Genomic DNA, 26,133 nt, shown 5'->3' with positions numbered 1-26,133 from the left:
GGTGGGGGTGTGAGGGTCGATGGCTGGTGGTAACGCGATTCGCGGTACCCGCGTCGGCGCAGGCCCGATGGGCGAATCGGAACGCGGCGAGTCCGCGCCCCGACGTCGGGTGTCGTACTGGTGCGCGAACGGGCACGAGTCCAGGCCGTCGTTCGCGGTCGAGGCGGAGATCCCGGAGAACTGGGACTGCCCCCGGTGCGGTCTCCCGGCGGGGCGCGACGAGCAGGCACCGCCTGCTCCGCCGCGCAACGAGCCGTACAAGACGCACCTGGCGTACGTGAAGGAGCGCCGCTCCGACGCGGACGGCGAGGCGATCCTCGAAGAGGCGCTCAACAAGCTGCGCAAGCAGCGCGAAGAGCCCTAGTCGGGGGATGGCGTGACCCGGTCCTCCGAGGCCGGGTGGTGGCCCCGCGGGTTATCCCGCGGGGCCATCTTTCGTTCAGCCCCTGGCGAACAGGCCGGCGAACTGGCGGCGCACCAGGAAGGCACCCGCCAGCACGAAGAACACCAGCACCACCAGCGTCGACGTGGTCCCGCCGGTCGAGCTGGTCAGCGCCACGTCGACGCTGCCCACCAGCACCACGCCGCAGTCCGCGCGGATCACGTGGCGACCCGGCTGGACGGTCCGGAACTCGACCCGCGTGCTGAAGGTCCCCGACCCGTCGGCCCGCGCCGTGCCCACGTCCTCGCCCAGCGAGCTGAGCCGGACCTCCGACCCCGGCGTGCACCCCGTGCCGGTCGCGGTCAGCGGGTCACCCGGCTGCACGTTGTCCCGGTCCAGGGTGAGCGCGCCGTCCCCGTCGAACGGCCGCGTCGTCGTCCCGGTCCCGGACGGCGCGCTGTCCGTCGTGGTCGTCGCACTGGTCGTCGTCGTGGTGGTCGTGGTGGTCGTGGTCGTCGTCCGCGACGGCTGGGTGGTGGTCGTGGTCGGCGGGGGAGCGGTCGTCGTCGTGGTGGTGGTGACCGCCGGCGTCGTCGTCGTGGTCGGCGGCACGGTCACCGAGAAGGAAGCCGACGGCGCACCCGTCGCCGCGCACGAAGGCCGGACGGTCACCCGGTGCGCACCGGCCGACGCCCCCGCCGGCACGGTCCCCGTGCCCGAACCACGCCCCCGGCCCGAGTGCCGACCCGAGCCCACCACCTGACCCGAGTCCCACACCAGCCGCACCGAGTAGTCCTGGCAATCCGGGTCCAGGTACAGGTTCGCCCAGCTCACCGTGAACGACGTTCCCACCGGACCCGAGGCAGGGCTCACCGCCGCCGTCGCCGACGGCTGCTGCTGCTGCTGCGCGGATACCGGTGTCGCTACGAGCGCCGTGACGCCGTATACCAGGGCGCCGAGTAAAGCTAGTGTTCCTGCCGATCGCATACCGAACTCCCGGACCAGTCCGCTCCCCACCATGAGGTGCCCTGTGAGACGCATTATGAGCAGCCTCGTCCCACTGCTCCTGTGCGGGATCCTCTCGGGGATCACCCCGGCCCACGCCGACGGCGGCGACGTCACCGTCCACGCCACAGTGGACGGAACACCGGTCGGCCGGGACACCCTCGTCCTCGACCCGGCCGCCGCGCCCAGGATCGACGTGACCGTCCACAACGGAGGGGACACCGTCCACCACGTCAAGGCGATCAGGGTCTCCGGCACCGCGCTCGCCCTCACGTTCTTCTCCTACGACACCACCCTGCCGTTCGACGTGCCCGCCGGGCAGAGCGTCACCCGCGGTTTCGTCCTCGACCTGGGCCAACTGGGCGGCCAGGCCACGGGGTTGTTGCCCACCGCGCTGGAGGTGCTGGACGTCAACCGCGACGTCATCGCCGGCGTGGCGACGACCGCTGACGTGCGCGGGTCGGTGTGGTCGGTGTACGGGGTGTTCGGCCTGGCGGTGCTCGGCCTGACCGCGCTCGCGTGGGTGGCGGCGCTCGTCGCCCTCGCCCGGCGACGCCTGCCGGCCAGCCGGTGGCGGCGCGCCACCCGGTTCCTGCCCGCCGGCGTCGGCACCGGCCTGGTCGCCGTCATCTCGCTGTCCGCGCTGCGCGTCATGGCACCCTCGCCCGCCACCGAGGTCCTGTTCATCCTCGGCGCGGCCGCCGCCGCGTTCGCCCTCGGCTGCCTGACCCCGCACCCCGCCGACCCGCCTCTCGACCCTCCGGTCGACCCCGAGGCGACCCAGCGCATCGCCCGCCCCGTGCCCGGCGGCGGCGCGTGACCGCGCCGGGTGTCGCCGCACTGCCCGGGTAAGACGTCGGCGGCCGGCTCGGCTGCGTTGGTGCAGGAGGCGGTCCACCGACCGCCGGGTAGGGTGGTGGCGGTCAAGTCCCTGGCCAGCGCGTTGGCCGAGGACGCCCGGATCGGCGAGCGCCCCGCCCACGGCCCGGTTACTGGCGCGGCTCGACCGTCCGCACACCGTGCCGGGTTACGACTACGTGCAGGTCCACGGCGAACACTTCCTGGTGACGGAAAAGCTCGACGGTGGCACGGTGTGGTCGCGGTTCACCGGATCGGGGGTCACACGGGCGGGGCGTCGAACGGGCCCCCGAGCCCGCTACCGCGAGACCGTCGCCACCGACCTCGCCGGCACCCACGCCGCCGTCTCACCGCGCCCCCTGAACGCACCGGTGCGCGCCACCCTCGCGGAATCCCCAGCACCCCCCCGGTAGAACCCCAGCACTTCCGGCACAAACTGGGCGCGCAAACGCTTGTCCCCGCGGCCGAGGTCCCAACCCCACCCCAAACCCGTCCACTGGTTCGCCCTGGCCGCAACCCTGACCGCCGCGCCGCTGCCAGCCGTGCCGCCCACCACCCGGCCCGCGATCTCCCCTCCTACCCGCCGACCTGAGCAAGCCGGTCCAGGCGGGCCAAGGCGACCCGGCCACGACCCACCTCACCCTCACGGCACCCAGGACCGCCTTGGCCTACGTGCCCGCGCTGCCCGGCACGCCACCCGCGTCCCCCGAGACCCGCCGGCGTCCGGACTGCCAGGCGCGAGCTGCTGGGGCGTGGGCGGTGCGGCGCTGGTCGCGGTGAGCGCGGGCAGCGAGGTGCTGCTGTTCACGCTCGCGTACCCGGAGTCGCTGCTGCGGTCCTTGCGTCGGCTGCGTCAAGCAGGTGGCTGGGTGCTGGGGCCGGTGGTCTGCCGCCAGGTGGGTGTCGCGGAGGTGGGTGTCGCGGAGGTGGGTGTCGCGGAGGTGGGTGTCGCGGAGGGGGAGTGTCGTTGAGGGTGTCGGCTGCTGGGGTCGTGTCGGCTGGGGTGGGGGTCGTGTCGGCTGGGGGTGGTCGTCGTCCGGTGTTCGTTGAGGGAGGGGGCGGGGTGCTGTGCCAGGGGTGTGGTCGGGTTTCCTCATGTTCCAACCGAGGGACGGTAACGGTGTTTCCGTACATCCATCACCCCATCGTGTAGGGGTCAGTTGTCCAGCGACCTCGTCACCGGGAACGTCACCCGCACCAAGTACCCCCCGTCCTCCGTGGGCCCCGCCGCGAACTCGCCGTCCAGCAGGGTGGCTCGTTCGCGCAGCCCCACCAGCCCGTGCCCGCCACCGGGCAGGCCCCCATTGTCCTGCCGGTGGGCCGGGGCTTCGTTGCGGATCTCCGCGTACAACACGTTCGTGTCATACGTGATCAGGACCCGGGTGGGGGCGCCGTCCGCGTGCTTCCTGACGTTCGTCAGCGCCTCCTGCACCGTCCGGTACACCGCACCGGACACCGGGCCCGGCAGGTTCGCCACCTCGCCGTGCACCACGAGGGTTGTCGGGAACCCCGCCGTCGCCATCAGCTGCGGCAGGTCCTCCACCCTCGGCTGGGGTGAGTCGTCGCCGTTGGTGGTGCGCAGCACGCTCACCAGTTGCCGCAGCTCGTCGAGGGTCCTCGTGCTCAGCGCCCGGATCGTGCCCGCCACCTGCTTGGCCTTCGGGTCCTCCACCGCCACCCGCAGCGCACCGGCCTGCATCGCGATCAGGCTCACCTGGTGCGACACCACGTCGTGCATCTCGCGGGCCAGGCGCGCCCGCTCGTCCGCCCGCACGGCCCGCGCGTGCAGCGACCGCTCCCGCTCCCGGCTCACCGCCAGCTCCGAGATCCGCGCCGACAGCTCCTCCCGCGCGTGCGCCAGCAACCCGATCGCCACGGGCATCCCGGCCACCAGGCAACCGTAGATCGCGTCGTGCACGTGGGTCTGCCACGTCAGCGCCGTGAACTCCGACGCCGGCCACAGGAAGAACCGGCTGAACCACACCAGCCCGGCCGCGACGTACGTCTGCGCCGTCAGCAGCTTCCGCCGCGCCAGCGTGCCCAGCGCGATCATCGCCGCCAGCTGCGCCCACCCGGCCAGGAACCCCGGCACGGTCAGCAGCACCACCAGGAACGGGAACCGCCGGCGCAGCGCCACCGCCACCACGGCCACGACCGACAGCACGTGGTTGTACGTCTCGGCCTCGGGCACCACCCGCAGCCACACGTCGAGCGCCGCGATCGCCACGGCGGCCACGTCGAACGCCCACTGCCGGTACCGCGCGACCCATCCCCGGGCAGCCCGCGGCACCCGACCGGTCGGAACGCCGTTGACCCGACCGCCGGGAAGCCTCTCCACAGCGTCGCCGGCCAGGGTCGGACCTCCCGAGTCAGCTGTCCGCCGGTCCTCACCGTACTGCGTCGCCATCGCGCTTGGCATGACCCGCCCCTTCGCCTCCGACCCGCTCGCCCACCCTCCGAGACTGCCTGATCACGGAAAAGGGACGCGGGGGCGGCGAACAAATTGCGAGCGCGAACGTCCGTTCTCCGGACACCGGGGAAGAAGGACCGACCGGGTGGCCGAGGTGGCCACCCGGTCGGTGGGGAACTACTCCGAGGGCACCTTCGCCGCCGCGGCGGCGTCGAGCAGCCAGAGGGTGCGCTCGGTGCCCACGGCGCCGGCCGCGGGCAGGTCGGCCTCGGCGGTGCCGGTCAGGGCGGCGGCCACGGCCTCCGCCTTCGCCGCGCCGGTGGTCATCAGCCACACCTGGCGCGACGCCCGGATCGCGGGCAGGCTCAGGCTCACCCGGGTCGGCGGCGGCTTGGGGCAGTCCCGCACCGCCACGACCGGGCGCTCGCGCTCGCGCACCGCGGGGGAGTCGGGGAACACCGAGGCGACGTGCCCCTCCTCCCCGACACCCAGCAGGCACACGTCGAACGACGGCACCGCGCCGTCGCCCAGGCCCGCCAGCACCTCGGCGTACGCCGCCGCGGCCGCGTCCGGGTCGTCGCCGAACCGCCCGTCGGACGGCTCCACGACGTGCACCCGCCCGGCGGGCACGGGCACGTGGTCCAGCAGCGCCTCGCGCGCCTGGGTCTCGTTGCGCTCGGGGTGGCCGGACGGCAGGAACCGCTCGTCACCCCAGTACAGCTCGACCCGCGACCAGTCCACCGCGTCCCGCGCCGGGGTGGCGCGCAGCTGCTCCAGCACCGCGATGCCGGTCCGGCCGCCGGTCAGCACCAGGTGCGCCGTGCCGCGCGCGGTCTGGGCGTCCACCAGGGCGGTCACCAGGCGGGCAGCCGCGGCGGCGGCCAGCAGGTCGCCGTCGCGGTGCACCACCACCTCGGGCTTGGTCACGAACCCGCCTTCGCCTTGGACTTGGCCGACGCCTTCCCCGAACCCGAACCCGAAGCCGAGCCGGAACCGGAAGCCGAGCCCGTGCCGGACTTGGACTTGGCGGCCTTGGCCGGGGTCTTCGCCGCCTTGGCCGGGCCCTTGCCCGCGGCGGCCGCGACCGACGCGGTCGGCGCGGCGGTGTCGGCGGCCTTGGCGGGCGCCTTGGCCGGGGCCTTGCCGTCCCGCGCCGCCGAGCCCTTGCCGTCCCGGGCCGACGCGACCTTCCGGTCCTGCGACGTCGAGACCTCGGTCTCCGCGTCGGCGGTCGTCCGGACCGCGGCCTCGTCCGCACCCGCCTCCACCGGCTTGTGGTCCGGCGACACCTTCGCCGGCGCCGGCCTGCCCTTGCCGCGCGGCACCGCGGGCGCCTTGGCCGCGGTCCGCCCGCGCACCACCTTGCCCAGCGACTTCAGCGCCGTCTCGTACACCTCGTCCGGGTCGAGCCTGCGCAGCTCCTCGGCCAGGCAGTCCCGCACCTGGCGCCGCTGCAGCGCCACCCGCCGCTCCGGCTGACCGGGCTGGGTCAGCGTGCCGACCTTCCCGTCCGGCCGCGACAGCTCCACCTCACCGGACCGGCGCACCAGCCGCACGTCGACGATGCCCTCGCCGCGCACCGCCTTCGACCGCTTCACCGGCACCTTCAGGTACGCGGCCAGCCACGCCGCCAGCAGGTCGGTCGACGGGGAGTCGCTCTCCCCGCTCACCTCGGCCTCGGTGACCTTCTCGTACGGCGGCAGGTCGAACGCCGACGCGATCATCGCCCGCCACAGCGTCAACCGCGTCCACGCCAGGTCCGTGTCACCCGGCGCGTACCCGGTGCGCCGCTGCTCCAGCGCCTTGATCGGGTTCTTCTCGGCCGCCGCGTCGGTGATGCGGCGCTGGGCGAGCTGGCCGATCGGGTCGTCGGCGGGCACGGCCGGCGCGTCGCTCGGCCACCACGCCACCACCGGGGTGTCCGGCAGCAGCAGCGGCACCACGCAGGACGCGCCCTCGTTGGCCAGCTCCCCGTACAGCCGCAGCACGATCACCTCGGACGCGCCGGCGTCGCCGCCGACCCGGATCTGCGCGTCCAGCCGCGGCGCGGCCTTGCGGGCGCCGCGGGCCACCACGATCACCCGGCAGGGGTGCTCGCGGCTGGCGTCGTTGGCCGCCTCCACGGCCTCCTCGGTCTTCGCGCCGTCGTCGGTCACGATGACCAGCGTCAGCACCCGGCCGAGGGTGACCGCGCCACCCTCCTCCCGGATCTGCACCAGCTTGCTGTTGACCTGCGACGTGGTCGTCGAGGGCAGGTCGATGATCACGGACGCCTCCAGTTCCTGCCGGTGCGGGCCAGCATCGCGTCCGCCGACGCCGGGCCCCAGGTGCCCGCCTTGTACTTCTCCGGCTCGCCCTTGGCGGCCCAGTGCCGGATCACCGGGTCGAGGATCTCCCAGGACAGCTCGACCTCGTCGTTCTTCGGGAACAGCGACGGCTCGCCCAGCAGCACGTCGAGCAGCAGGCGCTCGTACGCCTCGGGGGAGGACTCGGTGAACGCGTGGCCGTAGCCGAAGTCCATCGTGACGTCCCGGACCTCCATGGAGTTGCCCGGCACCTTCGAGCCGAACCGCATGGTCACGCCCTCGTCCGGCTGCACCCGCACGACCAGGGCGTTCTGCCCCAGCTCCTCGGTCGCGGTGTCGTCGAACGGCAGGTGCGGCGCCCGCTTGAACACCACGGCCACCTCGGTGACGCGGCGGCCCAGGCGCTTGCCGGTGCGCAGGTAGAACGGCACGCCCGCCCAGCGGCGGGTGTTCACCTCGCAGGTGATCGCCGCGTAGGTCTCGGTGGTCGAGTCCTTGGCGAACCCGCCCTCCTCCAGCAGGCCGGGCACCTTCTGCCCGCCCTGCCAGCCGCCGGTGTACTGGCCGCGGGCGGTGGTCTCGTCGAACGGGTCGATGGCCCGGGTCGCCGAGAGCACCTTCACCTTCTCCGCGCGCAGGTCGCTCGGCCGGAACGACACCGGCTCCTCCATCGCGGTCAGCGCGAGGAGCTGGAGCAGGTGGTTCTGGATCACGTCCCGGGCCGCGCCGATGCCGTCGTAGTAGCCCGCGCGACCGCCGAGGCCGATGTCCTCGGCCATGGTGATCTGCACGTGGTCGACGTAGTTGGCGTTCCAGATGGGCTCGTAGAGCTGGTTGGCGAAGCGCAGCGCCAGGATGTTCTGCACCGTCTCCTTGCCGAGGTAGTGGTCGATGCGGAACACCGACTCCTCGGGGAAGACGTCGTTGACGGTCTTGTTCAGCTGCTTGGCGCTGGCCAGGTCGTGGCCGAACGGCTTCTCGATCACCACGCGGCGCCACTGGCCGGGGCTGTCCGCCGGCGGCGTGGCCAGGCCCGCGCGCTTGAGCTGGTTGACCACCGTGGTGAACGCGCTGGGCGGCACCGACAGGTAGAACGCGTGGTTGCCGCCCGTGCCGCGCTCGCGGTCCAGGTCGGCCAGGGTGGTGGCCAGGGTGTCGAACGCGTGGTCGTCGTCGAAGGTGCCCTGGACGAACCGGATGCCCTCGGCGAGCTGGTCCCAGACCTCCTGCCGGAACGGCGTGCGGGCGTGCTCCTTCACCGCGGAGTGCACGACCTGCATGAAGTCCTGGTCGGCCCAGTCGCGGCGGGCGAAGCCGACGAGCGCGAAGCCCGGCGGCAGCAGGCCGCGGTTGGCCAGGTCGTAGATGGCGGGCATGAGCTTCTTGCGCGACAGGTCACCCGTCACGCCGAAGATCACCAGGCCGGAGGGGCCGGCGATGCGCGGGAGCCTCTTGTCCCGGGGGTCCCGCAGTGGATTGCGCTTGGCGGCAGGCGCAGTCACGAACCATCCTCCTGAATTGCCTCGACGAGCTGCGCCAGCCCGGCGACGCGGTCGGTCAGGTGCAGCCGCAGCACCGGGCGCCCGCGCTCGGCCAGCACCTGGCCGTCGCCCAGCGCCTGCGCCAGCTGCAGCGTGCTGAGGTCGTACGGGCGGCCGGGCACGTCCAGCTGCGTCTCCGAGGCACCGGTGAGCTGCAGGAACACGCCGTTCTGGTGGCCGCCCTTGTGGTACTGGCCGGTGGAGTGCAGGAACCGCGGCCCCCACCCGAAGGTGGTCTGCAGGTGGGCGCGCCGCGCCAGCTCGGGCCGGACCAGGGCGAACGAGGAGTCGTCGACCCGGTCCAGGTATGCCTGCACGGAGAGGTAGCCGTGCGCGGGCGCCGCGGCCACCAGCGCCCGGATCGCCTCGGCGACGGTCTTGACGTCCGGCGACAGCCAGCCCTCGCTCGGGTAGACCTCGATCGGGCCGTCGGTGAACGCGGGCGACGCCGACGACGCGGCGGGGGAGTCCAGCAGCGACCGGGCCGCCTTCTTGGCCGCCTCCACGTCCGGCTGGTCGAACGGGTTGATCTCCAGCACGCGGCCCACCAGCGCGGTCGCGTACTCCCACACCAGGAACTGCGCCCCGAGCGGGCCCTGCACGGACAGCGTGGACGAGCCGGTGGCCGGCCCGATCGCCACGGTGGTGGCGTCCGAGCCGGCGTCGACGAACCCGGGCGCGCCCGGGCCCTCCACGACCACCGGCAGCAGGCCGGTGCCGTCCTTGCCGGTGGACTCGGCGATCAGCTGCTCCGCCCAGTCGCCGAACCCGGAGATGCCCGAGCCGGTGTCCGCGAACACCACCTTCTCCGCGCCGTGCGCGTGCGCGACGGCGAAGGTGGCGGCCAGCACCACGGCCGGGTTGTCCGGCGAGTCCGCGGCGACCAGCGGGGCCGCCGCGGCCGCCTCGTCCAGCAGCGCGCCGACGTCCGCGCCGGCCAGGCCCGCGGGGACCAGGCCGAACGCGGTCAGCGCCGAGTAGCGGCCGCCCACGTGCGGGTCGGCCAGGAACACCCTTCGGTAACCCGCCTCCCGGGACGCCGCCTCCAGCGGCGAGCCCGGGTCGGTCACCACGACGATCCGCGAGGCGGCGTCCACGCCCGCGGCGGTGAACGCCTCCTCGAAGATCCGCCGGTGGCTGTCGGTCTCGACGGTGCCGCCCGACTTCGACGACACCACCAGCACGGTGCGCTCCAGGTCGCCCGCCAGCGCGTCGGCGACCTGGCCCGGGTCGGTGGTGTCGAGCACGACCAGCGGCACGCCCGCCGTGCCGGTGATCACCTCGGGTGCCAGCGAGGAGCCGCCCATCCCGGCGAGGACCACGCGGTCCACGCCCTCGGCGAGCAGCTCCTCGCGCAGCGCGGTGATCTCGGCCACCAGCGGGCGCGACGTCTCGTGCAGCGTCGTCCACGCCAGGCGGATCGACGCCTCCGACTCGGCCGCCGGACCCCACAGGGTGGGGTCGGCGGCGGTGAGCTTGCTCGGCGCCGAGTCCCGGACCAGGTCACCGATGACGGTGTCGACCTGCTCCTGGTTCGGTGTGCGGACGATCTCCACGGAGATCACCTGGCTCATGTCAGTCCTGTCCTCAGCCCTTGGCCTGGTTCAACTGTCCGGTCACCGTGTCCAGCAGCTCGGCCCACGACTTCTCGAACTTGTCCACGCCCTCGGTCTCCAGCGCGATGAACACGTCGTCCAGGTCGATGCCGACCTCGACGAGCCCGTCGAAGACCTCCTGCGCCTGGGCGGCCTGCCCGGTCACGGTGTCGCCTTCGATCTTGCCGTGATCGGCGACCGCGTGCAGCGTCTTCTCGGGCATCGTGTTGACCGTGTTGCCCACCACGAGCCGGTCGACGTAGCGCGTGTCCGAGTAGGCCGGGTCCTTGACGCCGGTGGAGGCCCACAGTGGACGCTGCGCGCGGGCGCCCTCGGCGGCCAGCGCCTCCCAGCGGGCACCCTGGAAGGTCTCCTGGTAGGCCGCGTAGGCCAGCACGGCGTTGGCGATGGCCGCCTTGCCGCGCAGGTCCTTGGCGCGCGGGTCGTCCAGCGCGTCGAGCCGCTTGTCGATCTCGGTGTCCACACGCGACACGAAGAACGAGGCCACGGAGTGGATGGTGCGCAGGTCGTGGCCGTTGGCCTTGGCCTGCTCCAGGCCCGCGATGAAGGCTTCCATCACGTCGCGGTAGCGCTCGACGGAGAAGATCAGCGTCACGTTGACGCTGACGCCCTCGGCCAGGGTCCGGGTGATCGCGGGCAGGCCCTCGACCGTGCCGGGGATCTTGACCATCAGGTTGGGCCGGTCGACGGTCTTCCACAGGTCGAGCGCCTCGGCCGCGGTGCGCTCGGTGTCGTTGGCCAGGCGCGGGTCGACCTCGATGGACACCCGGCCGTCCACGCCGTCGGTGGCGTCGTAGACGTCGCGGAACAGGTCGCACGCGTTGCGCACGTCGGTCGTGGTGACCTCGCGCACGGTGGCGTCGACGTCCGCGCCGCGGGCGGCCAGCTCGCGGACCTGCTCGTCGTAGGCCGAGCCCTTGGCCAGGGCGGCCGCGAAGATCGTCGGGTTGGTGGTCACGCCGACCACGTTGTGCTCGGCGATCAGGTTGGCCAGGTTGCCCGTGTTCAGGCGCTCGCGGGACAGGTCGTCCAGCCAGATGGACACGCCCGCCGCGCTGAGGTCGGCCAGTGGGTTGCTGCTCATCTCGTCATCTCCCCTGGAAGAGGTCTCTTAGCGGGTGCGGGACAGCGACCGGCGCGCCGCCGCGACGACGTTCTCGGTCGTGAAGCCGAACTCGCGGAACAGCGTCTGGTAGTCCGCGGAGGCGCCGAAGTGCTCGATGGAGACGATCTCGCCCGCGTCGCCGGCGAACCGGTGCCACGGCTGGGCGATGCCCGCCTCGACGACCACGCGCGCCTTCACCGACGACGGCAGCACGCTCTCGCGGTACGCCTCGTCCTGCGCGTCGAACCACTCCACGCTCGGCATGGACACCACACGGGTGGCAACGCCCTCGGACTCGAAGACCTTCCGGGCCTCGACCGCGATCTGGAGCTCGGAGCCGGTGGCGATGAGGACCAGCTCCGGCTCTCCCTCGCCCTCCAGCACGTAGCCGCCGCGGGCGACGCCCTCCAGGGCCTTCTCCTTGGTCCCGGCCAGCACCGGCAGGTTCTGCCGGGTCAGCGCGAGGCCGACGGGGCCGTTGCGGCGCTCGACGGCCGCCTTCCAGGCCGCGGCGGTCTCGTTGGCGTCGCCGGGGCGCACCACGGCCAGGCCCGGGATCGCGCGCAGCGCGGCCAGGTGCTCGACCGGCTGGTGCGTCGGGCCGTCCTCGCCGAGGCCGATGGAGTCGTGCGTCCACACGTAGACGACCGGCGACTTCATCAGCGCGGCCAGCCGGACCGCCGGGCGCATGTAGTCGCTGAACACCAGGAACGTGCCGCCGTACGGGCGGGTCGGGCCGTGCAGCGCGATGCCGTTGAGGATCGAGCCCATGGCGTGCTCGCGGACGCCGAAGTGCAGCGTGCGGCCGTACGGGTTGGCCGACCACATCTTGGTGGAGATCGACTCGGGGCCGAAGGAGTCGACGCCCTTCATCGTGGTGTTGTTCGACTCGGCCAGGTCGGCCGAGCCGCCCCACAGCTCCGGCAGCACGTCGCGCAGCGCGTTCAGCGTCTCGCCGGACGCCTTGCGGGTGGCCACGCCCTTGGGGTCCGGGTCCCAGGACGGCAGCGCGTCGACCCAGCCCTCGGGCCGCTCGTCGGCCAGCAGCCGGTCCAGCAGCGCCTTGCGCTCCGGGTTGGCGTGCGCCCACGCGTCGAACGACTTCTGCCACTCGGCGCGGGCCTGCTCGCCGCGCTTGACCACCGCGCGGGTGTGCTCCAGCACCTCGGGCGCGACCTCGAAGGTCTGCTCCGGGTCGAAGCCGAGGATCCGCTTGACCTCGGCCACCTCGTCGGCGCCCAGCGCGGCGCCGTGGGCGGCACCGGTGTTCTGCTTGTTCGGCGCCGGGTAGCCGATGACCGTGCGCAGCAGGATGAACGACGGCCGGTCGACCTCGTCCTTGGCGTTGTTGAGCGCCTCGATGATGCCGGTGACGTTCTCGCCGCCCTCGACGACCTGCACGTGCCAGCCGTACGCCTCGTAGCGCTTGGCGGTGTCCTCGGACAGCGCGATGGTGGTGTCGTCCTCGATGGAGATCTTGTTGTCGTCGTAGATCACCGTGAGGTTGCCGAGCTTCTGCGTGCCCGCGAGCGAGGACGCCTCGCTGGTCACGCCCTCCTCGATGTCGCCGTCGGAGGCGATGACGAAGATGTGGTGGTCGAACGGGCTGTCGCCGACCGGGGTCTCCGGGTCGAGCAGGCCGCGCTCGCGGCGGGCGGCCATCGCCATGCCGACCGCGGAGGCCAGGCCCTGGCCCAGCGGGCCGGTGGTGATCTCCACGCCGGGGGTGTGGCGGTGCTCGGGGTGGCCCGGGGTCCTCGAGCCCCACGTGCGCAGCGACTTGAGGTCGTCCAGCTCCAGGCCGTAGCCGTTGAGGAACAGCTGGATGTAGAGCGTCAGGCTGGAGTGGCCCGCGCTGAGCACGAACCGGTCGCGGCCGAGCCAGTCGCCGTCCGCCGGGTCGTGCCGCATCACGCGCTGGAACAGGGTGTAGGCCAGCGGCGCGAGGCTCATCGCGGTGCCGGGGTGGCCGTTGCCCACCTTCTGCACGGCGTCCGCGGCCAGCACGCGGGCGGTGTCGACGGCGCGCCTGTCGAGATCGGTCCAGTCGTCGGGCAGGTGGGCTTCGGTCAACCGGGCAATGTCATCGGTGACGGACACTGACTTCCAGCTCCAAACTCACGTAGGCGGCGGGTGACGGCTGGCGGTGAACTTAATCGTTCCCGTCGGGTCCGATCCGCGGTTACCAAGGTCCGCCGGCCAGCCTAGTCCGGCGAACGGACGCTTGTGCTACAGCTCGCTCTGTGGGTGTACGCACAGCGGGCTTCGTGCGTTCGGGGAGTACCCGAACGGGCTCCCCGGGGAACGCGCGGTTACGATCTGCTCAATCCCCTTGACCGACGAGGAGCGCCCTGCGATGAGTGCCGTCACCGAGGCCCCGGCGCGGTCGCCCCGACAGGTGGTCGGGGCGTACGTGGCGCTGACCAAGCCCCGGGTGATCGAGCTGCTGCTGATCACCACGATCCCGGCGATGCTGCTGGCCGCCCGCGGCCTGCCGCCGCTGTGGCTGATCGCCTGCACCCTGGCGGGCGGCACCCTGGCCGCGGGCTCGGCCAACGCGCTCAACTGCTACGTCGACGCCGACATCGACTCGGTGATGAAGCGCACCAGCGCCCGGCCGCTGGCGAAGGACTCGATCCCGCCGCGCAACGCGCTGATCTTCGGCATCGTGCTCGGCGTGGTCGCCTTCGCCTTCCTGTGGCTGACCACGAACCTCATGTCGGCCGTGTTCGCGGTGGCCACGATCCTGTTCTACATCTTCGTCTACACCCTGGTGCTCAAGCGCCGGACCTCGCAGAACATCATCTGGGGCGGCATCGCCGGCTGCATGCCGGTGATCATCGGCTGGTCCGCGGTGACCGGCACGGTGGAGTGGCAGGCCCTGGTGATGTTCGGGGTGATCTTCTTCTGGACGCCGCCGCACACCTGGGCGCTCGCGATGAAGTTCAAGGAGGACTACGCGCGGGCGGGCGTGCCGATGCTGCCCGTGGTGGCCACGGCGCAGCAGGTGACCAGGCAGATCGTCATCTACTCCTGGATCACGGTGCTGTGCACGCTGCTGCTGGCGCCGGTGACCTCCTGGGTCTACCTGGCCGTGGCCGCCGCGTCGGGCGTGTGGTTCGCGGTGTTCGCGCACCGGCTGCACGGGGTCGTGCGGCGCGGCGGGTCGACCAACACCATGAAGTTCTTCCACATGTCGAACCTGTACCTGATGCTGGTGTTCTGCGGCCTCGCCGTGGACGCCGTGCTCGGCCTGCCGGTGCTCGGCTGGCCGTTCTGACGACGTGACGGGCGCCGCCCGCGCACACCTGCGGGTGACGCTGCGGGCGGCCCGTCACGCTCCGTGCACACGACGTCGTCAGGAGACCGCCGACAGCAGCTCGGTGACGGTCGGGTCGTCCAGCGACTCCACGATGCACGACCACAGCTCCAGGTTGGCCGTCGCCCACCTGGAGTAGGTGGCCGCCGCCTCCGGGTCGTAGAAGTAGTAGCCCTCGTCGTGCTTGGCCCGCTGCTCGCCGACGATCTTGTGCGCCAGCTCCCGCAGCGTGATCCCGTTCTCCTCCAGGTAGCGCGGCGCCAGCACCACCGGCGTCACCGGCAGCGCCTTGAACAGGGTGTCCGCGTCGGACAGGGCCTGCGCCTCCCGCGAGATGCCGCGGTGCCGGGTGCGCATCTCGGCCTCCTCTACCACCCGGTCCACCCGGTGCGCGACGTGCTCCGGCACGCCCGCGCGGGCCAGGATGTCCAGCCGCAGCGCCCGCCCGTCCACGGGCAGCGAGTTGCGCCTGACCATGTAGTTGACGTCGTGCACCAGGGCGGCCACCTCGACCAGCGGCACGTCCGCGCCGTTGCGCCGGGCGAAGTGGACCGCCTTGTCGCGCACGAAGCTGACGTGGTGCCAGCCGTGGAACTGCAGCTTCGGCGCCAGGTCGCGGCACAGCCGCCACACCTCGCGCCCCACCTCGGAGATCGCCTGCGCCGACACCGCGCCGGCCTGGCCTGTGCTCGCCGTGACAGTACTCATTGGACCCTCCCGTCGGGTGGGCCATGGTACGGGCGGGCCGTGATCGTTCGCGGCGGTTACAGGGTGTTCGTCAGGTCCTCCAGCCTCGCCTCCACGGGCACGTGGCGGTGGCTCGTGCGGGTGTCGGGGTCGTAGCTGAGGCTCCACGGGAGCACCGCGCGGGACTTGACCAGGAACGTCAGGGTGTCGTCGGCGGCCTTGGGGATGCGGTGGAACTGGTGGGCCAGCATCGTGCCCGTGCAGCCCTCCACCGCCTCGGCGCTGCGCAGCAGCTCGGTCGACAGGATCTCCCGGCCGTCCTCGGCCACCTCCGCGGTGAACCGTTCGTGCAGGTAGAAGCCTTGTAGGATGATCGTGCAGAAGTGGTAGCGGTGGTTGTGGACGGAATCGGCATAACCCAGCCGCCAGTCGCGCTGCGGCTTGTACTCGTGCAGCCAGAACGTGAACGGCTCGGCCGGCTCGTCGCGCAGGCACCACGCGAAGTGGGTCGTGGTCTCGCGCGACCGGGCCACCAGGCGCATCTGCTCCCGCGGGGACAGGGAGCGCAGGTACTCGCGCAGCCCCTCCCGCAGCCCGGGCCGGGCCGCCCACTCCCGGAAGCGCCGTTCGACGTGGCCCCAGTGGTCGACGACAGGGGGGTCGGCCACGGAGATGAGCGAGGACAGCTCCGCGAGCGCGGAGGACCCGGTGGACTCGGTGGGCACGGTTGATCAGCTCCCCAACTGAGCGGAGGCGGAGAATTCTTTGCGGAAGGCGTGGAACTTCGCTTCGAGCGACCGGAACCCGTCCTCGGTGAGCGGGGTCCCGGTGATCTTCTCGAACAGGGCGAGGAAATCGGCCCGGGTGGTGCCCGGCGTGATGACGAGGTGGAGCCCCGCCTTGGAATTGCTGATGCGCAGGAACTCGGCCCGCTCCATCCCGTAGATGAACGAGCCCTCCGTGAACCTCAGCGTGCGCGGGTACAGGCGCACCACGTCCGCGCTCGTGTTGCTGTAGAGGGTCAGCCACACGCTGTCGTCGAACAGCTCCAACCGGTCCAGCGGCGGGTCCGACACGATGGTCAGGTCCACCCGCGAGCAGCGGCCGCGGGCCAGGAACAGCCCGACCAGGCCGACGTGCACCTGGTCGCGCAGCCGCGCCACGATCGTGTCGTAGTCGCCGTCGGCGCCCTCGTGCCGCAGCAGGTAGCGGGCCCGCCCGCTGATCGCGTCCTCGTCCCTCGGGTCCGCCAGGACGGCCCGCAGCTCGCACTCGGTCTGCGACAGCAGCAGCCGGCAGGCCGCGTACCGGCCCGCGAACCCGCGGAACGCGTACAGCCGGGTCCGCTCCAGGTCCTGCATCATCACCTGGTTGAACGCCGGGTCGGGTCGGGCGGTGGGCTCGAACACGTGGCTGGGGAAGAACTCGCGGTCGAGCGCCCGGTACTCCGCGGTGAGGTCGCGCAACGCCCTGCGGCTCTCCTCGACGACCGGTTCCACCAGGGCCCGGCGCGCGGCCGAGCTGGTGATCAGGGTCTGCCAGAACCCGACCACCGCCGAGATCATGGTGCCGTTGCCCGCGGCGGCGAGGAAGTTGCGCACCCCGCCCGCGGGCAGTGAACCGGAAATGACCAGGCAGGTCCCGGAGATCACGACGAGGGTCAGCAGCAACAGCCCCGTGCGGGTCCAGAACAATTCCTGCAACATGTTGCTGCGGACGCCCTTCGGCTCCGCGGACACGGTGTCACCTCCTCAACTGACACTCGATCGGGCGAATGCTCTCGGTATCCGATCAAGTGCGCGCAGTAACTGTACGCGCCGGTACGCAACGGCGATAGCGGTAATTCGTGGCACGTTTGCGGATTCAATCGGAGATCAATGACAACGCCCCGTGATGGCGTTGGGCCTGCTGGTGGGCCCTGCGGCGCGCCGCGAGAGGGCGCGTCCTAGGCTCGGCAACCATGCGTACTGTCGGCCGTACGGCCCTGGCCCTCGTATCCCTGCTGTCCGCCGGTCTGGCGCTCACCGCGTGCACCGCCAGTGACCGCCCGTCCACCCTCACCAACACCCCCTCCGCGACCGTCCCGGCGCAGGAGCAGGCCGTGCCCACGAACGACAGCGGGTCCGCCGACAGCGGGTCCGCCCTGCCCGAGCCGAGCGGCCCGCCGTGCGAGGTGTCCCAGTACCAGGTGAGCGGCGCGCCGGGGCAGGAGCCGAGCATCACCGTGCCCACCGGCTGCACGCCGCAGGACGGCCTGGTGGTCGAGGACCTGGTCGAGGGCACCGGCCCGGAGATCAGGCCCGGCTCCACCGCTTCGATCCACTACGTGCTGGCCACCTTCCGCGACGGCCGCACCCAGCAGTCCTCGTGGGACGGCGGGCAGCCCTTCGAGGTGGCCAACGTCGGCCAGGCCCAGGTCATCCAGGGCTGGAACCAGGGCCTGATCGGCCTCAAGCAGGGCGGTCGGCGCCTGCTGGTCGTGCCGCCGGACCTGGGCTACCCCAACGGCCGCGGCGAGATCCAGCCCGGCGAGACGCTGGTCTTCGTGGTGGACGCCGTCGAGGTCCAGGGGAGCTGAGACCGCCGAGGGCCCCGGCGACGCGCGCCGGGGCCCTCAGCCGGTTCTCCGGGGGTCAGGGGAGCAGGAGCAGCTTGCCCGTGGTGCGGCGGCCCTCCAGGTCCTCGTGCGCCCGGCGCGCCTCGGCCAGCGGGTAGCGCCCGCCGACGCGCACCCGCAGCGACCCGTCCGCGACGGCCGCGAACAGCTCGCCCGCCCGCCACTCCAGCTCCTCGCGGGTGGCCACGTGCGCGCCCAGCGACGGCCGGGTCAGGAACACCGAACCGGCCTGGTTGAGCCGCTGCGGGTCGACCGGCGGCACCGCGCCGCTGGAACCGCCGAACAGCGCGAGCACCCCGCGCGGCCGCAGGGCGGACAGGCTGCCGTCGAACGTGGTCCGGCCCACGCCGTCGTAGACCGCCGCGACCCCGGCGCCGTCGGTCAGCCGCCGCACCTCGGGCGCGAAGTCGACCCGGTCGTAGCGGATCACCTCGTCGGCGCCCGCCTCGCGCGCCAGCGCCTCCTTGGCCTCGGTGGACACCGTGCCGATCACCCGCGCGCCGCGGGCCTTGGCCAGCTGCACCAGCAGCAGCCCGACCCCGCCCGCGGCGGCGTGCACGAGCACCGCGTCACCCGGTCGGACCGGGTAGGTGGACGCGACCAGGTAGTGCGCGGTGAGGCCCTGGAGCAGCAGGGCGCCCGCCGTGTCGTCGTCCACCCCGTCGGGCACCGGCACCGCGTTCGCCGCGTCGAGCACGACCTGCTCGGCGTAGCTGCCCGGCGCCTGCGCCCACGCCACCCGGTCGCCCACCGCGAAGCCCGCCACGTCCGGGCCGACCGCGGCGACCCGGCCCGTGCCCTCCAGGCCCACGGTGAACGGCAGCGGCACCGGGTAGCGGCCCTCCCGGTGGTAGCAGTCGATGAAGTTCACCCCCGCCGCCGCCACGTCCACCAGCAGCTGCCCGGCGCCGGGCGGCCCCACCTCGACGTCGCCGAACTCCAGGGCCTCGGGGCCACCCGTCGTGCGCACCACCACTGCCTTCGGCATCTGCCGTCCTCCGTGTTCCGCGTCCTGCTGCCGGCAACTACGCCAACCCGGGGCGCCCGCGTCCTGTTCCGCACCCGGGGTGCCCGAAGGGGCTCACCCGCCGAGGACGACCCGCCGCGCCAGGCCCAGCGGCAGCGCGCCCGACCCGGCGATGGTGTCGTGGAACTCGCGCAGCGACCCCGTGTGCTCCTCGCGGATGCGCTCGATCTCCAGCGCGCCGGTCAGGTACGACGGCGCCTGCGTCGGCCACGCGCAGTACCGGCTGACCTCGCCGGTGGCCGTGTCCGGCGTCAGCGACGCCTTGGTGGTCATGAACTCCTCGGCCTCCTCGACGGTCATGTCGCCGCAGTGCAGCGCCGTGTCCACGACCATCCGCGCCGCGCGGAACAGCCGCGCCTCCACGTGCGCCAGCTCCTGCGCCCGCTCGGTGAAGTAGCCGTGCTCGCGCAGCAGCTTCTCCGCGTACAGCGCCCAGCCCTCGGCGAAGTACGGCGTGCGGAACACCTTGCGCACCGGCCGGTCCTGCGCGGCCAGCCACGACAGGTGCCAGTGGTGGCCGGGGTACGCCTCGTGCACCGCGATGGTGGCCAGCTGCGCCCGGGAGTTCGTGCGCAGCCGCTGCTCGACCTGCTCGGGGCTCGCCCCGTCCGGCGGGAACGGCACGAAGAAGTGGCCCGTCCGCCGGTCGGTCAGCGGCGGCGGCTGCATGTAGGAGGCCACCGCCAGCACCGGCCGCTGGAACGCGGGGGAGGGCACCACCCGGCAGTCCTCGCCCTCGGCCAGCGTCACCAGGCCGTGCTCGACCAGGAACGCCCGCGCCCGCAGCGTCTCCGCCTCGTACTCGGCCCGCATCGCCTCCGGCGTGGGCGGGAAGTCGTCCTGGAGCGACGCCATCACCGAGTGCCAGTCGGCCGAGCCGGCCAGCTCCCGCATCTCGGCCTCCAGCTCCGCGTAGGCGGCCTTGCCGCGCTCGTGCAGCTCGGCCGCGCCGTAGCCCAGCACCTCCTGCTCGCGCAGCAGCTCCGAGTACAGCCGCTCGCCCATCCGCCAGTCGCCGCCGGCCCGGCCCGCGAACTCGTCGAGGAACGCGGCCAGCTCGTCGAACGCCCGCGCGGCCGGCTCCGCCGCCTCCGCCACCCTGGCCCGCAGCGCCGGGTCGGCCACCTCCGCGGGCAGCGTGCCGGTCAGGAACGCCCGCCCGGTCTTGGCCTGCGCCGCACCGCGCAGCACGATCTTCGGCGAGGCCAGCCCCGGGTCCAGGTTCGCCCGGCACGCGGCCAGCACCGACGGCACCTCGGCCAGCCGCTTCACCACGCCGTCCACCAGCTCCGGCTCCGGCCGCAGGCGGTTGAGGAACGCGCTGAACAGCGGGAACAGCACCGCGCCGGTGTAGACCGACGGGTCGCGCCGCCACGCGGGCCACGACGCCTTCGCCCGCTCGCCGCGCAGCACGGCCACCACCAGGTCGCGGTCCACCGACTCCTGGAGGTCGTCGGTCGACAGGGCGGTGAACCGGTCCAGCCAGCCGGCCGCCTCGCGCTCGCGGTCGGCGAACGCCTCGGCGGTGAAGTCGCCGAGCGTGTGGTCGTGGGCGAGCGAGCCGAGCATGGCCGCGCTGCCCGGGGAGCGGTCGAAGTGCCAGGCCAGGAACTCGCCGACCAGTCGGTCGGTCTCCGTCTTCGCAGTCACGAGCAGGGAAGCTACCCGTCGGCGGGCGCGCCGGCCGGGTTGCGCAAAACCGGTTGGGCCTTGCCCGTTGACGCTTTAGCTTCTTCCCCCGGAAGGGGGTGGTGCGGGTGAAGCACGACAGCGAGGAGTTCGCCGAGATCGCGCGGCGCACCACGATCCTGCGCACGCAGGTGGGTTCCGGGGTGCACGGCACCGCCATCGAGGGCACCGACGACCGCGACGAGATGGGCCTGTGCGTCGAGCCGCCCGAGTACGTGGTCGGCCTGCGCCGGTTCGAGCAGTACATCCGCCGCACCGCCGAGGAGCGCACCGGCGTGGTCAACACGCCCTCCGGCCCCGGCGACCTCGACCTGGTGGTGTACTCCCTGCGGAAGTGGCTGCGGCTGGCGCTGCAGGGCAACCCGACCGTGCTGATCCCGCTGTTCGCGCCCGAGCACGAGGTGGTGACCATCACCGACCTGGGGCGCGACCTGCGGGCCAACGCGGACATGGTCGTGTCCCGCCGGGCGGGCGAGCGCTTCCGCGGCTACCTGCACAGCCAGCGGCGGCGCATGGTGGACGGCACGGTGGCCGCCCGCGTCAACCGCCCCGGGGTGGTCGCCCGGTACGGCTTCGACGTGAAGTACGCGGCCCACATGGTGCGCCTGGGCGTGCAGGGCGTCGAGCTGCTGGAGACCGGCCGCATCACGCTGCCGGTGCCCGAGCCGTGGCTGACCTGGATCCGCGACCTGCGCCAGGGCCGGCACACGGCGGAGGAGGCGCTGGACGCGGCCGAGGGGCTGGAGGCCCGGCTGGTCGAGCTGATCGGCTCCTCCGACCTGCCCCCGGAGCCCGACCACCGGCGTGCCGACCGGTGGCTGGTGCGGGCCTACGAGTCGGTGTGGGCGGCGTGACGGCGTGACCGCCGGTACCCCTGGTACCGGCGGTCACCCCTGGTCGGGGGTGCACCGCAGCTCGCGCCCCGCGCCCGCGGCGATGGCGTTGAGGCAGCCCCCGAGCACCTCCTGCCCGTAGGCGTTGGGGTGCAGGTACTCCTGCGCCTGGCCCTGGCCCACGCCGGGCAGGCCGATCCAGCGCACCCACTCGCCGCGCGACCGGGGCAGCGGGTGCCGCAGGTCGTTGTCCGCCGTCGCCTGGCCGACCCCCTCGGCGCACACCTCGTGGCCGTCGAGCGCGTCGCGCAGGTCCAGGAAGTCCAGGCCCTCGTCGGCGGCCACCCGCCGGAGGCCGTCGGCGATGGCGGGCACGACCTCGTCGCGCGCCCAGTCGGAGTCGTCGTCGAAGAACGGGCACCCGCCCGACGACCACCGGCTCCAGTCGGTGTCGGGGTACCGGTTGTCGGCGCCGCGGGGCAGCGGCGAGGGGTAGGACTGGAGGACGAAGCGGTAGTCACTGTCGTCGTACCCGGCGTCCGACATGGTGGTGCGGACGGCCCGCACGGCCTCGCGCACCGCGGTCCCCATCCGGGCCACCCGCTCGGGGAAGCCGGGCGACAACTGCTCGTGGCAGTGCGTGGAGCCGGTGGTGAACGCGGTCACGCACTGCTTGATGATCGAGCCGAACCCCAGGTCGTTGCCGCCGACGGACAGGACGACGAGCTTCACGTCCCTGCTCCGCGCGTGCCGGGCCAACTGGTCGACCTGGCGCGGTTCGCCCTTGAAGGAGCGCGAGTGGACGGCCTCGGCGGTGGCGCCGGAGCACGCCACGTTGATCCGGTCGGCCTCGGCGATGCGGTGCGCCCGGCCCCGCACCCGGACCGACGCCAGGTGCTCGACCTCCGCGCCGACCGACCGGTTGCACCCGTTGTCGTACGACGCGCCGTAGACCCTCCCCGGGTCCTGCCGGCACGACGTCTCGTCGGCGTTGCAGTCGACCGCGGCCAGGTCGGTGCCGTACCGGCTGCCCGCCGCGGCGGTGTTGCCGTTGCCCCGCCAGCGCCCGGCCTCCCCGGAGATGAAGCTGTCGCCCAGCGAGACGGCCGCGGGCGGCCCGGCCGCGCGCGAGGCGGAGGCCGGCGCCGGCGCGGCGGCCAGGACGAGGGCGGTGGCCGCGGCGGCGGTGAGACAACGGGCGCGGGACATTTCAGGACCTTCCGGAGGGCGGCGGCGAGGTGCCGGGGAAAACGCTCCCCGGACCCGCCGGCCGGGTCAACGGCCCGGGGCGGCGGTTCACGCGGCCGTGTCGGGGAAGCGCCGGTGGGCTGAACCCCGCCCGCCGCGGCGGCACGGTCGGTGTCCGCGGCGGGGCGGTGAGTCCGATCACGTGCGCGGAAGTTACCGGCAGGTTCTACGCTGGTCGGCGTGGCTGAGGAGAAGAGCGGCGCAGCTCAGGAGAAGAAGATCGCCCGTGCGGTGAAGACGGCTTCGGGGTTCGTGGCCGCCCACGGCAAGCCGTCCCGCGCGGTCGTGGAGCCCGTCGGTCGGGCCGGTGCGCGCCTGGTGCTGGTCGGCGACGACGGCGCCATGGGCGACGTGTTCCTGCCGGACGTGGCGACCGCCGAGGCGGTCGTCGAGGCGGTGCCGGACCTCGAACGGCACGAGTGGGACCGCGAGACGACGGCCGCGGTGAGGATCGGCGCCGCCCACCGCCACAAGATGGCCGGCCGGTGAGGGTCGCCTTCGCCTCCTGCGCCGCGCTCCCGACCGGTGACGGTGACGACGACGCGCTGCTCGACGCGCTGGTCGACGTCGGCGTGGACGCCTCCTGGGCGGTGTGGGGCGCGCCGGTCGAGGCGGACCTGGTCGTGCTCAGGGCCACCTGGGACTACACCGAGCGGCTGCCGGAGTTCCTGACCTGGTGCGACGCGCAGCCCGCGCTGGTCAACCCGGCGGGCGTGGTGCGCTGGAACGCCGACAAGTCCTACCTGCTCGACCTCGCCGGCGCGGGCGTGCCGGTGGTGCCGACGGCCCTGGCCCGACCGGGCTTCACCGACTGGCCGGACGGCGAGTTCGTGGTCAAGCCGACGGTCGGTGCCGGGTCGCGGGGCGCGCTGCGCGTCGCGGCGGGCGACCACGGCGCGGCCGCGCGGCACCTGGCCGGCCTGGGCGGGCCCGCGCTCGTGCAGCCCTACCAGGCGGGCGTGGACGCGGCCGGCGAGACGGCGCTGGTGTTCCTGGGCGGGCGGTACTCGCACGCGTTCACCAAGGGCGCCATGCTCACGCCCGACGCCGAGTACGACGAGTCCGGGCTCTACCTGCTGGAGCGGCTGTCCGGCGCGGCGCCCTCGGCGGCGCAGCGGCGGGTCGCCGAGGACGCGGTGGACGCCGCCGCGGCGCTGACCGGCGTGCACCGCCACGACCTGCTCTACGCGCGGGTGGACCTGGTGCCGGGCGCGGACGGCGCGCCGCTGCTGCTGGAGCTGGAACTGGTCGAGCCGTCGCTGGGCATCCGGCAGACCGACCCCGGCGCGCCGGCGCGGTTCGCCTCGGCCGTGCGCGCCGCCCTGGCCAAGCGCTGAACGCCCGGTGACGCCCGGCAGGTCCGGGCGTCACCGCGAGCGCGTCACCGCGAGCGCGTCACCGCGAGCGCGTCACCGCGAGCGCGTCACCGCAGGCCCGAGCCGATGCCCGTCATCGAGCGGACCTCCAGCTCGGCCTGCTTGACCGGGTCGGCCTCCTCCTTGCCGAGCACCGTGCCCAGGTACCCGCACAGGAACGAGAACGGGATCGACACCAGGCCCGGGTTGCTCAGCGGGAACCACGCGAAGTCCACGTCCGGGAAGATCGAGCTCTTCGCCCCCGACACGGCCGGCGAGAACGCCAGCAGCAGGATGCACGAGCCCAGGCCGCCGTAGATCGCCCACAGCGTGCCGGTGGTGTTGAAGCGCTTCCAGAACATCGTGTAGATGATCGTGGACAGGTTCGCCGACGCCGCGAGCGCGAACGCCAGGGCCACCAGGAACGCCACGTTCTGCCCGTTGGCCGCGATGCCGCCGGCGATCGCCAGCAGGCCGACCACGACCGCGGTCAGCCGGGCGACCCGGACCTCCGAGCGCGGGTCGGCCTGGCCGTGCTTGATCACGTTGGCGTACACGTCGTGCGCGAACGACGCCGACGCGGTCAGCGTCAGGCCCGCCACCACCGCCAGGATCGTGGCGAACGCCACCGCGCTGACCACGCCCAGCAGCACCGCGCCGCCGATCTCGTAGGCCAGCAGCGGCGCGGCGGAGTTCTCGCCGCCCGGCGCCGAGGTGATCTCCTTCGAGCCGACCAGGGCCAGCGCGCCGAAGCCGATCACCAGCGTGCACAGGTAGAAGGTGGCCATCATCCACGTCGCCCACACCACCGAGCGGCGCGCCTCGCGCGCGTTGGGCACCGTGTAGAAGCGCATCAGCACGTGCGGCAGCGACGCCGTGCCCAGCACCAGCGCCAGTGCCAGGGACAGGAAGTCCAGCCGCGCGATCGGCGTGCCGCCGTACCGGGCGCCCGGTTCCAGCACCTCCGGCCCCAGCGGGGTGTTGCGCGAGGCGGTCTCCAGGATCGACGACAGGCTGAAGCCGAACTTGCCGAGCAGGAACACCGTGATCAGGGTCACGCACAGCACCAGCAGCACGGCCTTGATGATCTGCACCCAGGTGGTGCCCTTCATGCCGCCCAGCAGCACGTAGAGCACCATGACGACGCCCACCACCGCGATGACGACCGCCTGGCCGCCCTTGGTGTGCACGTCGAGCAGCAGCGCCATCAGCGCGCCCGCGCCCGCCATCTGCGCGATCATGTAGAACAGCGAGATCACCAGCGTCACGTTCGCCGCCGCCGCGCGCACCGGGCGCTGCCGCATCCGGAACGCGAGCACGTCGCCGAGGGTGAACCGGCCGGTGTTGCGCAGCCGCTCCGAGATGATCATCAGGCCCATCAGCCAGGACACCACCCAGCCGATGGAGTACAGGAAGCCGTCGTAGCCGTTGACCGCGATGCTGCCCGAGATGCCCAGGAACGACGCGGCGGACAGGAAGTCGCCCGACAGCGCGATGCCGTTCTGCGCCCCGGTGAAGCTGCTGCCCGCGGCGTAGTAGTCCGAGGCCGTGCTGTTGCGGCTGCCCGCCCGGTACACGACCCACAGCGTGATCAGCACGAAGACGCCGAACACGCCGAGGTTGATCGCGGTGTTCCCGCCCATCAGGCGCGCTCCTCGCCGACCAGCGAGCGGACCGCGGCGACCTGCGGGTCCAGCCGCCGCCGCGCGTAGCGGGCGTAGGCCAGGGTCAGCCCGACGGTGGTGGCGAACTGGAGCAGGCCGAACAGCAGGCCGATGTTGACCACCCCGTAGACCCGCGTGGCCATGAACTCCGGCAGGTACGCCGACAACGCCACGTACCCCAGGTACCAGAGCAGGAACCCGCACGTCGCCGGTACGACGAAGATCGCGGCCCGGCGGCGCAGCTCGCGGAAATCGGCGCTGTCGCGCAGCGCGGTGAAATCGGGTTCGCCGGACTCGTCGACCAACAGCGGCGCGGGCGGGTCGTCGAAAGTCGCGAAGCCGCGCCCGCCGCGGGCGTGTCTCGAATCCGTCGGAGGCAGGATCGCCTTCGTCATCAATCCTCCACGGGGATCTGCCACGCCGCGCGCGCCGATCGCGCGGAACGGGGCGGCGAGCGCTCAGCGTAACCGC

The 26,133-nt window shown here is 73.0% G+C and carries 24 protein-coding genes and 1 pseudogene; 9 read left to right on the top strand and 16 right to left on the bottom strand.

Annotated features, from left to right (window positions below):
• Positions 1 to 19 precede the first annotated feature (19 nt).
• Complete coding sequence (locus tag EKG83_RS35795; RefSeq protein ID WP_033432506.1) at positions 20 to 364, top strand: RNA polymerase-binding protein RbpA; 345 nt, start codon at positions 20 to 22, stop codon at positions 362 to 364.
• 75 nt (positions 365 to 439) lie between these two features.
• On the opposite strand, the gene EKG83_RS35790 is transcribed toward EKG83_RS35795, so the two are convergent.
• Positions 440 to 766 (bottom strand): hypothetical protein, encoded by a 327-nt coding sequence (locus EKG83_RS35790; RefSeq protein WP_153278666.1) that lies wholly within the window; start codon positions 764 to 766, stop codon positions 440 to 442.
• A 16-nt stretch (positions 767 to 782) separates the two neighbouring features.
• Between EKG83_RS35790 and EKG83_RS35785 the strand changes: the two genes are divergently transcribed.
• The 3 genes from EKG83_RS35785 to EKG83_RS35775 all read left to right on the top strand — a co-directional run bounded on the left by EKG83_RS35785 (position 783) and on the right by EKG83_RS35775 (position 3,216).
• Positions 783 to 1,145 (top strand): hypothetical protein, encoded by a 363-nt coding sequence (locus EKG83_RS35785; protein ID WP_033432505.1) that lies wholly within the window; start codon positions 783 to 785, stop codon positions 1,143 to 1,145.
• Positions 1,146 to 1,424: 279 nt separating this feature from the next.
• A complete protein-coding gene (locus EKG83_RS35780) occupies positions 1,425 to 2,207 on the top strand; it encodes a hypothetical protein (RefSeq protein ID WP_228122340.1) in 783 nt (260 codons plus the stop codon).
• A gap of 790 nt (positions 2,208 to 2,997) precedes the next feature.
• Positions 2,998 to 3,216, top strand: coding sequence for a hypothetical protein (locus EKG83_RS35775; protein ID WP_033432503.1), 219 nt, complete (start codon positions 2,998 to 3,000; stop codon positions 3,214 to 3,216).
• Between the two features lie 185 nt (positions 3,217 to 3,401).
• On the opposite strand, the gene EKG83_RS35770 is transcribed toward EKG83_RS35775, so the two are convergent.
• The 7 genes and pseudogenes from EKG83_RS35770 to tkt form a co-directional block, all read right to left on the bottom strand.
• A complete protein-coding gene (locus EKG83_RS35770; RefSeq protein ID WP_051766277.1) occupies positions 3,402 to 4,535 on the bottom strand; it encodes a sensor histidine kinase in 1,134 nt (377 codons plus the stop codon).
• Positions 4,536 to 4,832: 297 nt separating this feature from the next.
• Positions 4,833 to 5,582, bottom strand: a complete 750-nt coding sequence (gene pgl / locus EKG83_RS35765; protein WP_033432501.1) for a 6-phosphogluconolactonase — start codon at positions 5,580 to 5,582, stop codon at positions 4,833 to 4,835.
• 365 nt (positions 5,583 to 5,947) lie between these two features.
• Positions 5,948 to 6,922 (bottom strand): annotated as a pseudogene (gene opcA, locus EKG83_RS35760) (glucose-6-phosphate dehydrogenase assembly protein OpcA); the annotation flags it as partial.
• Positions 6,919 to 8,463, bottom strand: coding sequence for a glucose-6-phosphate dehydrogenase (gene zwf, locus EKG83_RS35755; RefSeq protein ID WP_033432500.1), 1,545 nt, complete (start codon positions 8,461 to 8,463; stop codon positions 6,919 to 6,921). The pseudogene opcA and the gene zwf, both read right to left, overlap by 4 nt.
• Positions 8,460 to 10,076 carry a glucose-6-phosphate isomerase gene (locus tag EKG83_RS35750; RefSeq protein WP_033432499.1) on the bottom strand — a complete coding sequence of 539 codons (1,617 nt, stop codon included), beginning with the start codon at positions 10,074 to 10,076 and terminating at the stop codon, positions 8,460 to 8,462. The genes zwf and EKG83_RS35750 overlap by 4 nt, the downstream gene beginning before the upstream one ends.
• A gap of 13 nt (positions 10,077 to 10,089) precedes the next feature.
• Positions 10,090 to 11,202: a transaldolase gene (gene tal, locus EKG83_RS35745; RefSeq protein WP_033432498.1), complete on the bottom strand. Its 1,113-nt coding sequence runs from the start codon at positions 11,200 to 11,202 to the stop codon at positions 10,090 to 10,092.
• A gap of 27 nt (positions 11,203 to 11,229) precedes the next feature.
• Positions 11,230 to 13,323 (bottom strand): transketolase, encoded by a 2,094-nt coding sequence (gene tkt, locus EKG83_RS35740; protein WP_033432497.1) that lies wholly within the window; start codon positions 13,321 to 13,323, stop codon positions 11,230 to 11,232.
• A 256-nt stretch (positions 13,324 to 13,579) separates the two neighbouring features.
• Between tkt and EKG83_RS35735 the strand changes: the two genes are divergently transcribed.
• Complete coding sequence (locus tag EKG83_RS35735) at positions 13,580 to 14,503, top strand: heme o synthase (RefSeq protein ID WP_033432496.1); 924 nt, start codon at positions 13,580 to 13,582, stop codon at positions 14,501 to 14,503.
• 78 nt (positions 14,504 to 14,581) lie between these two features.
• Here the strand turns inward: EKG83_RS35735 and EKG83_RS35730 are convergent, their stop codons facing one another.
• From EKG83_RS35730 to EKG83_RS35720, 3 genes are read right to left on the bottom strand one after another with little or no spacing between them, the layout of a single operon-like run.
• On the bottom strand, positions 14,582 to 15,250 hold the full coding sequence (locus EKG83_RS35730; protein ID WP_153278665.1) for an HD domain-containing protein: 669 nt from the start codon (positions 15,248 to 15,250) through the stop codon (positions 14,582 to 14,584).
• A 56-nt stretch (positions 15,251 to 15,306) separates the two neighbouring features.
• A complete protein-coding gene (locus EKG83_RS35725; RefSeq protein WP_033432494.1) occupies positions 15,307 to 15,954 on the bottom strand; it encodes a hypothetical protein in 648 nt (215 codons plus the stop codon).
• Between the two features lie 6 nt (positions 15,955 to 15,960).
• Positions 15,961 to 16,968, bottom strand: coding sequence for a hypothetical protein (locus tag EKG83_RS35720; protein ID WP_033432493.1), 1,008 nt, complete (start codon positions 16,966 to 16,968; stop codon positions 15,961 to 15,963).
• A 221-nt stretch (positions 16,969 to 17,189) separates the two neighbouring features.
• Here EKG83_RS35720 and EKG83_RS35715 point away from each other — a divergent pair, with 221 nt between their 5' ends.
• Positions 17,190 to 17,807, top strand: coding sequence for an FKBP-type peptidyl-prolyl cis-trans isomerase (locus EKG83_RS35715; RefSeq protein ID WP_033432492.1), 618 nt, complete (start codon positions 17,190 to 17,192; stop codon positions 17,805 to 17,807).
• Positions 17,808 to 17,862: 55 nt separating this feature from the next.
• Here EKG83_RS35715 and EKG83_RS35710 read toward each other — a convergent pair whose 3' ends face one another.
• Together EKG83_RS35710 and EKG83_RS35705 are read right to left on the bottom strand one after the other, a co-directional pair.
• Complete coding sequence (locus EKG83_RS35710; RefSeq protein WP_033432491.1) at positions 17,863 to 18,834, bottom strand: quinone oxidoreductase family protein; 972 nt, start codon at positions 18,832 to 18,834, stop codon at positions 17,863 to 17,865.
• A gap of 93 nt (positions 18,835 to 18,927) precedes the next feature.
• Positions 18,928 to 20,523: a DUF885 domain-containing protein gene (locus EKG83_RS35705; protein WP_228122339.1), complete on the bottom strand. Its 1,596-nt coding sequence runs from the start codon at positions 20,521 to 20,523 to the stop codon at positions 18,928 to 18,930.
• A gap of 107 nt (positions 20,524 to 20,630) precedes the next feature.
• Here EKG83_RS35705 and EKG83_RS35700 point away from each other — a divergent pair, with 107 nt between their 5' ends.
• The gene (locus EKG83_RS35700; protein ID WP_033432541.1) at positions 20,631 to 21,416 is read left to right on the top strand and encodes a nucleotidyltransferase domain-containing protein; all 786 of its coding nucleotides are present in this window, start codon (positions 20,631 to 20,633) and stop codon (positions 21,414 to 21,416) included.
• Between the two features lie 33 nt (positions 21,417 to 21,449).
• Here EKG83_RS35700 and EKG83_RS35695 read toward each other — a convergent pair whose 3' ends face one another.
• The gene (locus EKG83_RS35695) at positions 21,450 to 22,604 is read right to left on the bottom strand and encodes a GDSL-type esterase/lipase family protein (protein WP_051766268.1); all 1,155 of its coding nucleotides are present in this window, start codon (positions 22,602 to 22,604) and stop codon (positions 21,450 to 21,452) included.
• Between the two features lie 219 nt (positions 22,605 to 22,823).
• Here EKG83_RS35695 and EKG83_RS35690 point away from each other — a divergent pair, with 219 nt between their 5' ends.
• A complete protein-coding gene (locus EKG83_RS35690; RefSeq protein ID WP_033432489.1) occupies positions 22,824 to 23,132 on the top strand; it encodes a hypothetical protein in 309 nt (102 codons plus the stop codon).
• The gene (locus EKG83_RS35685; RefSeq protein ID WP_033432488.1) at positions 23,129 to 23,980 is read left to right on the top strand and encodes an ATP-grasp domain-containing protein; all 852 of its coding nucleotides are present in this window, start codon (positions 23,129 to 23,131) and stop codon (positions 23,978 to 23,980) included. The genes EKG83_RS35690 and EKG83_RS35685 overlap by 4 nt, the downstream gene beginning before the upstream one ends.
• Positions 23,981 to 24,066: 86 nt before the next feature.
• Here EKG83_RS35685 and EKG83_RS35680 read toward each other — a convergent pair whose 3' ends face one another.
• Both EKG83_RS35680 and EKG83_RS35675 read right to left on the bottom strand, forming a co-directional pair.
• Positions 24,067 to 25,641 carry a solute symporter family protein gene (locus EKG83_RS35680; RefSeq protein WP_033432487.1) on the bottom strand — a complete coding sequence of 525 codons (1,575 nt, stop codon included), beginning with the start codon at positions 25,639 to 25,641 and terminating at the stop codon, positions 24,067 to 24,069.
• Positions 25,641 to 26,057, bottom strand: coding sequence for a DUF485 domain-containing protein (locus EKG83_RS35675; protein WP_033432486.1), 417 nt, complete (start codon positions 26,055 to 26,057; stop codon positions 25,641 to 25,643). The genes EKG83_RS35680 and EKG83_RS35675 overlap by 1 nt, the downstream gene beginning before the upstream one ends.
• Positions 26,058 to 26,133 lie beyond the last annotated feature (76 nt).

It is taken from the genome of Saccharothrix syringae (assembly GCF_009498035.1).
GTDB classification, from domain to species: Bacteria; Actinomycetota; Actinomycetes; order Mycobacteriales; family Pseudonocardiaceae; genus Actinosynnema; species Actinosynnema syringae.
This window is presented reverse-complemented; position numbering and strand designations above follow the sequence as displayed.

Excerpts from the sequence above, each read along its gene's own strand:
- EKG83_RS35795 (WP_033432506.1), top strand. The coding sequence starts at position 20 with ATGGCTGGTGGTAACGCGATTCGCGGTACCCGCGTCGGCGCAGGCCCG.
- EKG83_RS35780 (WP_228122340.1), top strand. The coding sequence starts at position 1,425 with ATGAGCAGCCTCGTCCCACTGCTCCTGTGCGGGATCCTCTCGGGGATC.
- EKG83_RS35750 (WP_033432499.1), bottom strand. The coding sequence starts at position 10,076 with ATGAGCCAGGTGATCTCCGTGGAGATCGTCCGCACACCGAACCAGGAG.
- tal (WP_033432498.1), bottom strand. The coding sequence starts at position 11,202 with ATGAGCAGCAACCCACTGGCCGACCTCAGCGCGGCGGGCGTGTCCATC.
- EKG83_RS35735 (WP_033432496.1), top strand. The coding sequence starts at position 13,580 with ATGAGTGCCGTCACCGAGGCCCCGGCGCGGTCGCCCCGACAGGTGGTC.
- EKG83_RS35730 (WP_153278665.1), bottom strand. The coding sequence starts at position 15,250 with ATGAGTACTGTCACGGCGAGCACAGGCCAGGCCGGCGCGGTGTCGGCG.
- EKG83_RS35715 (WP_033432492.1), top strand. The coding sequence starts at position 17,190 with ATGCGTACTGTCGGCCGTACGGCCCTGGCCCTCGTATCCCTGCTGTCC.
- EKG83_RS35710 (WP_033432491.1), bottom strand. The coding sequence starts at position 18,834 with ATGCCGAAGGCAGTGGTGGTGCGCACGACGGGTGGCCCCGAGGCCCTG.
- EKG83_RS35695 (WP_051766268.1), bottom strand. The coding sequence starts at position 22,604 with ATGTCCCGCGCCCGTTGTCTCACCGCCGCCGCGGCCACCGCCCTCGTC.
- EKG83_RS35680 (WP_033432487.1), bottom strand. The coding sequence starts at position 25,641 with ATGGGCGGGAACACCGCGATCAACCTCGGCGTGTTCGGCGTCTTCGTG.
- EKG83_RS35675 (WP_033432486.1), bottom strand. The coding sequence starts at position 26,057 with ATGACGAAGGCGATCCTGCCTCCGACGGATTCGAGACACGCCCGCGGC.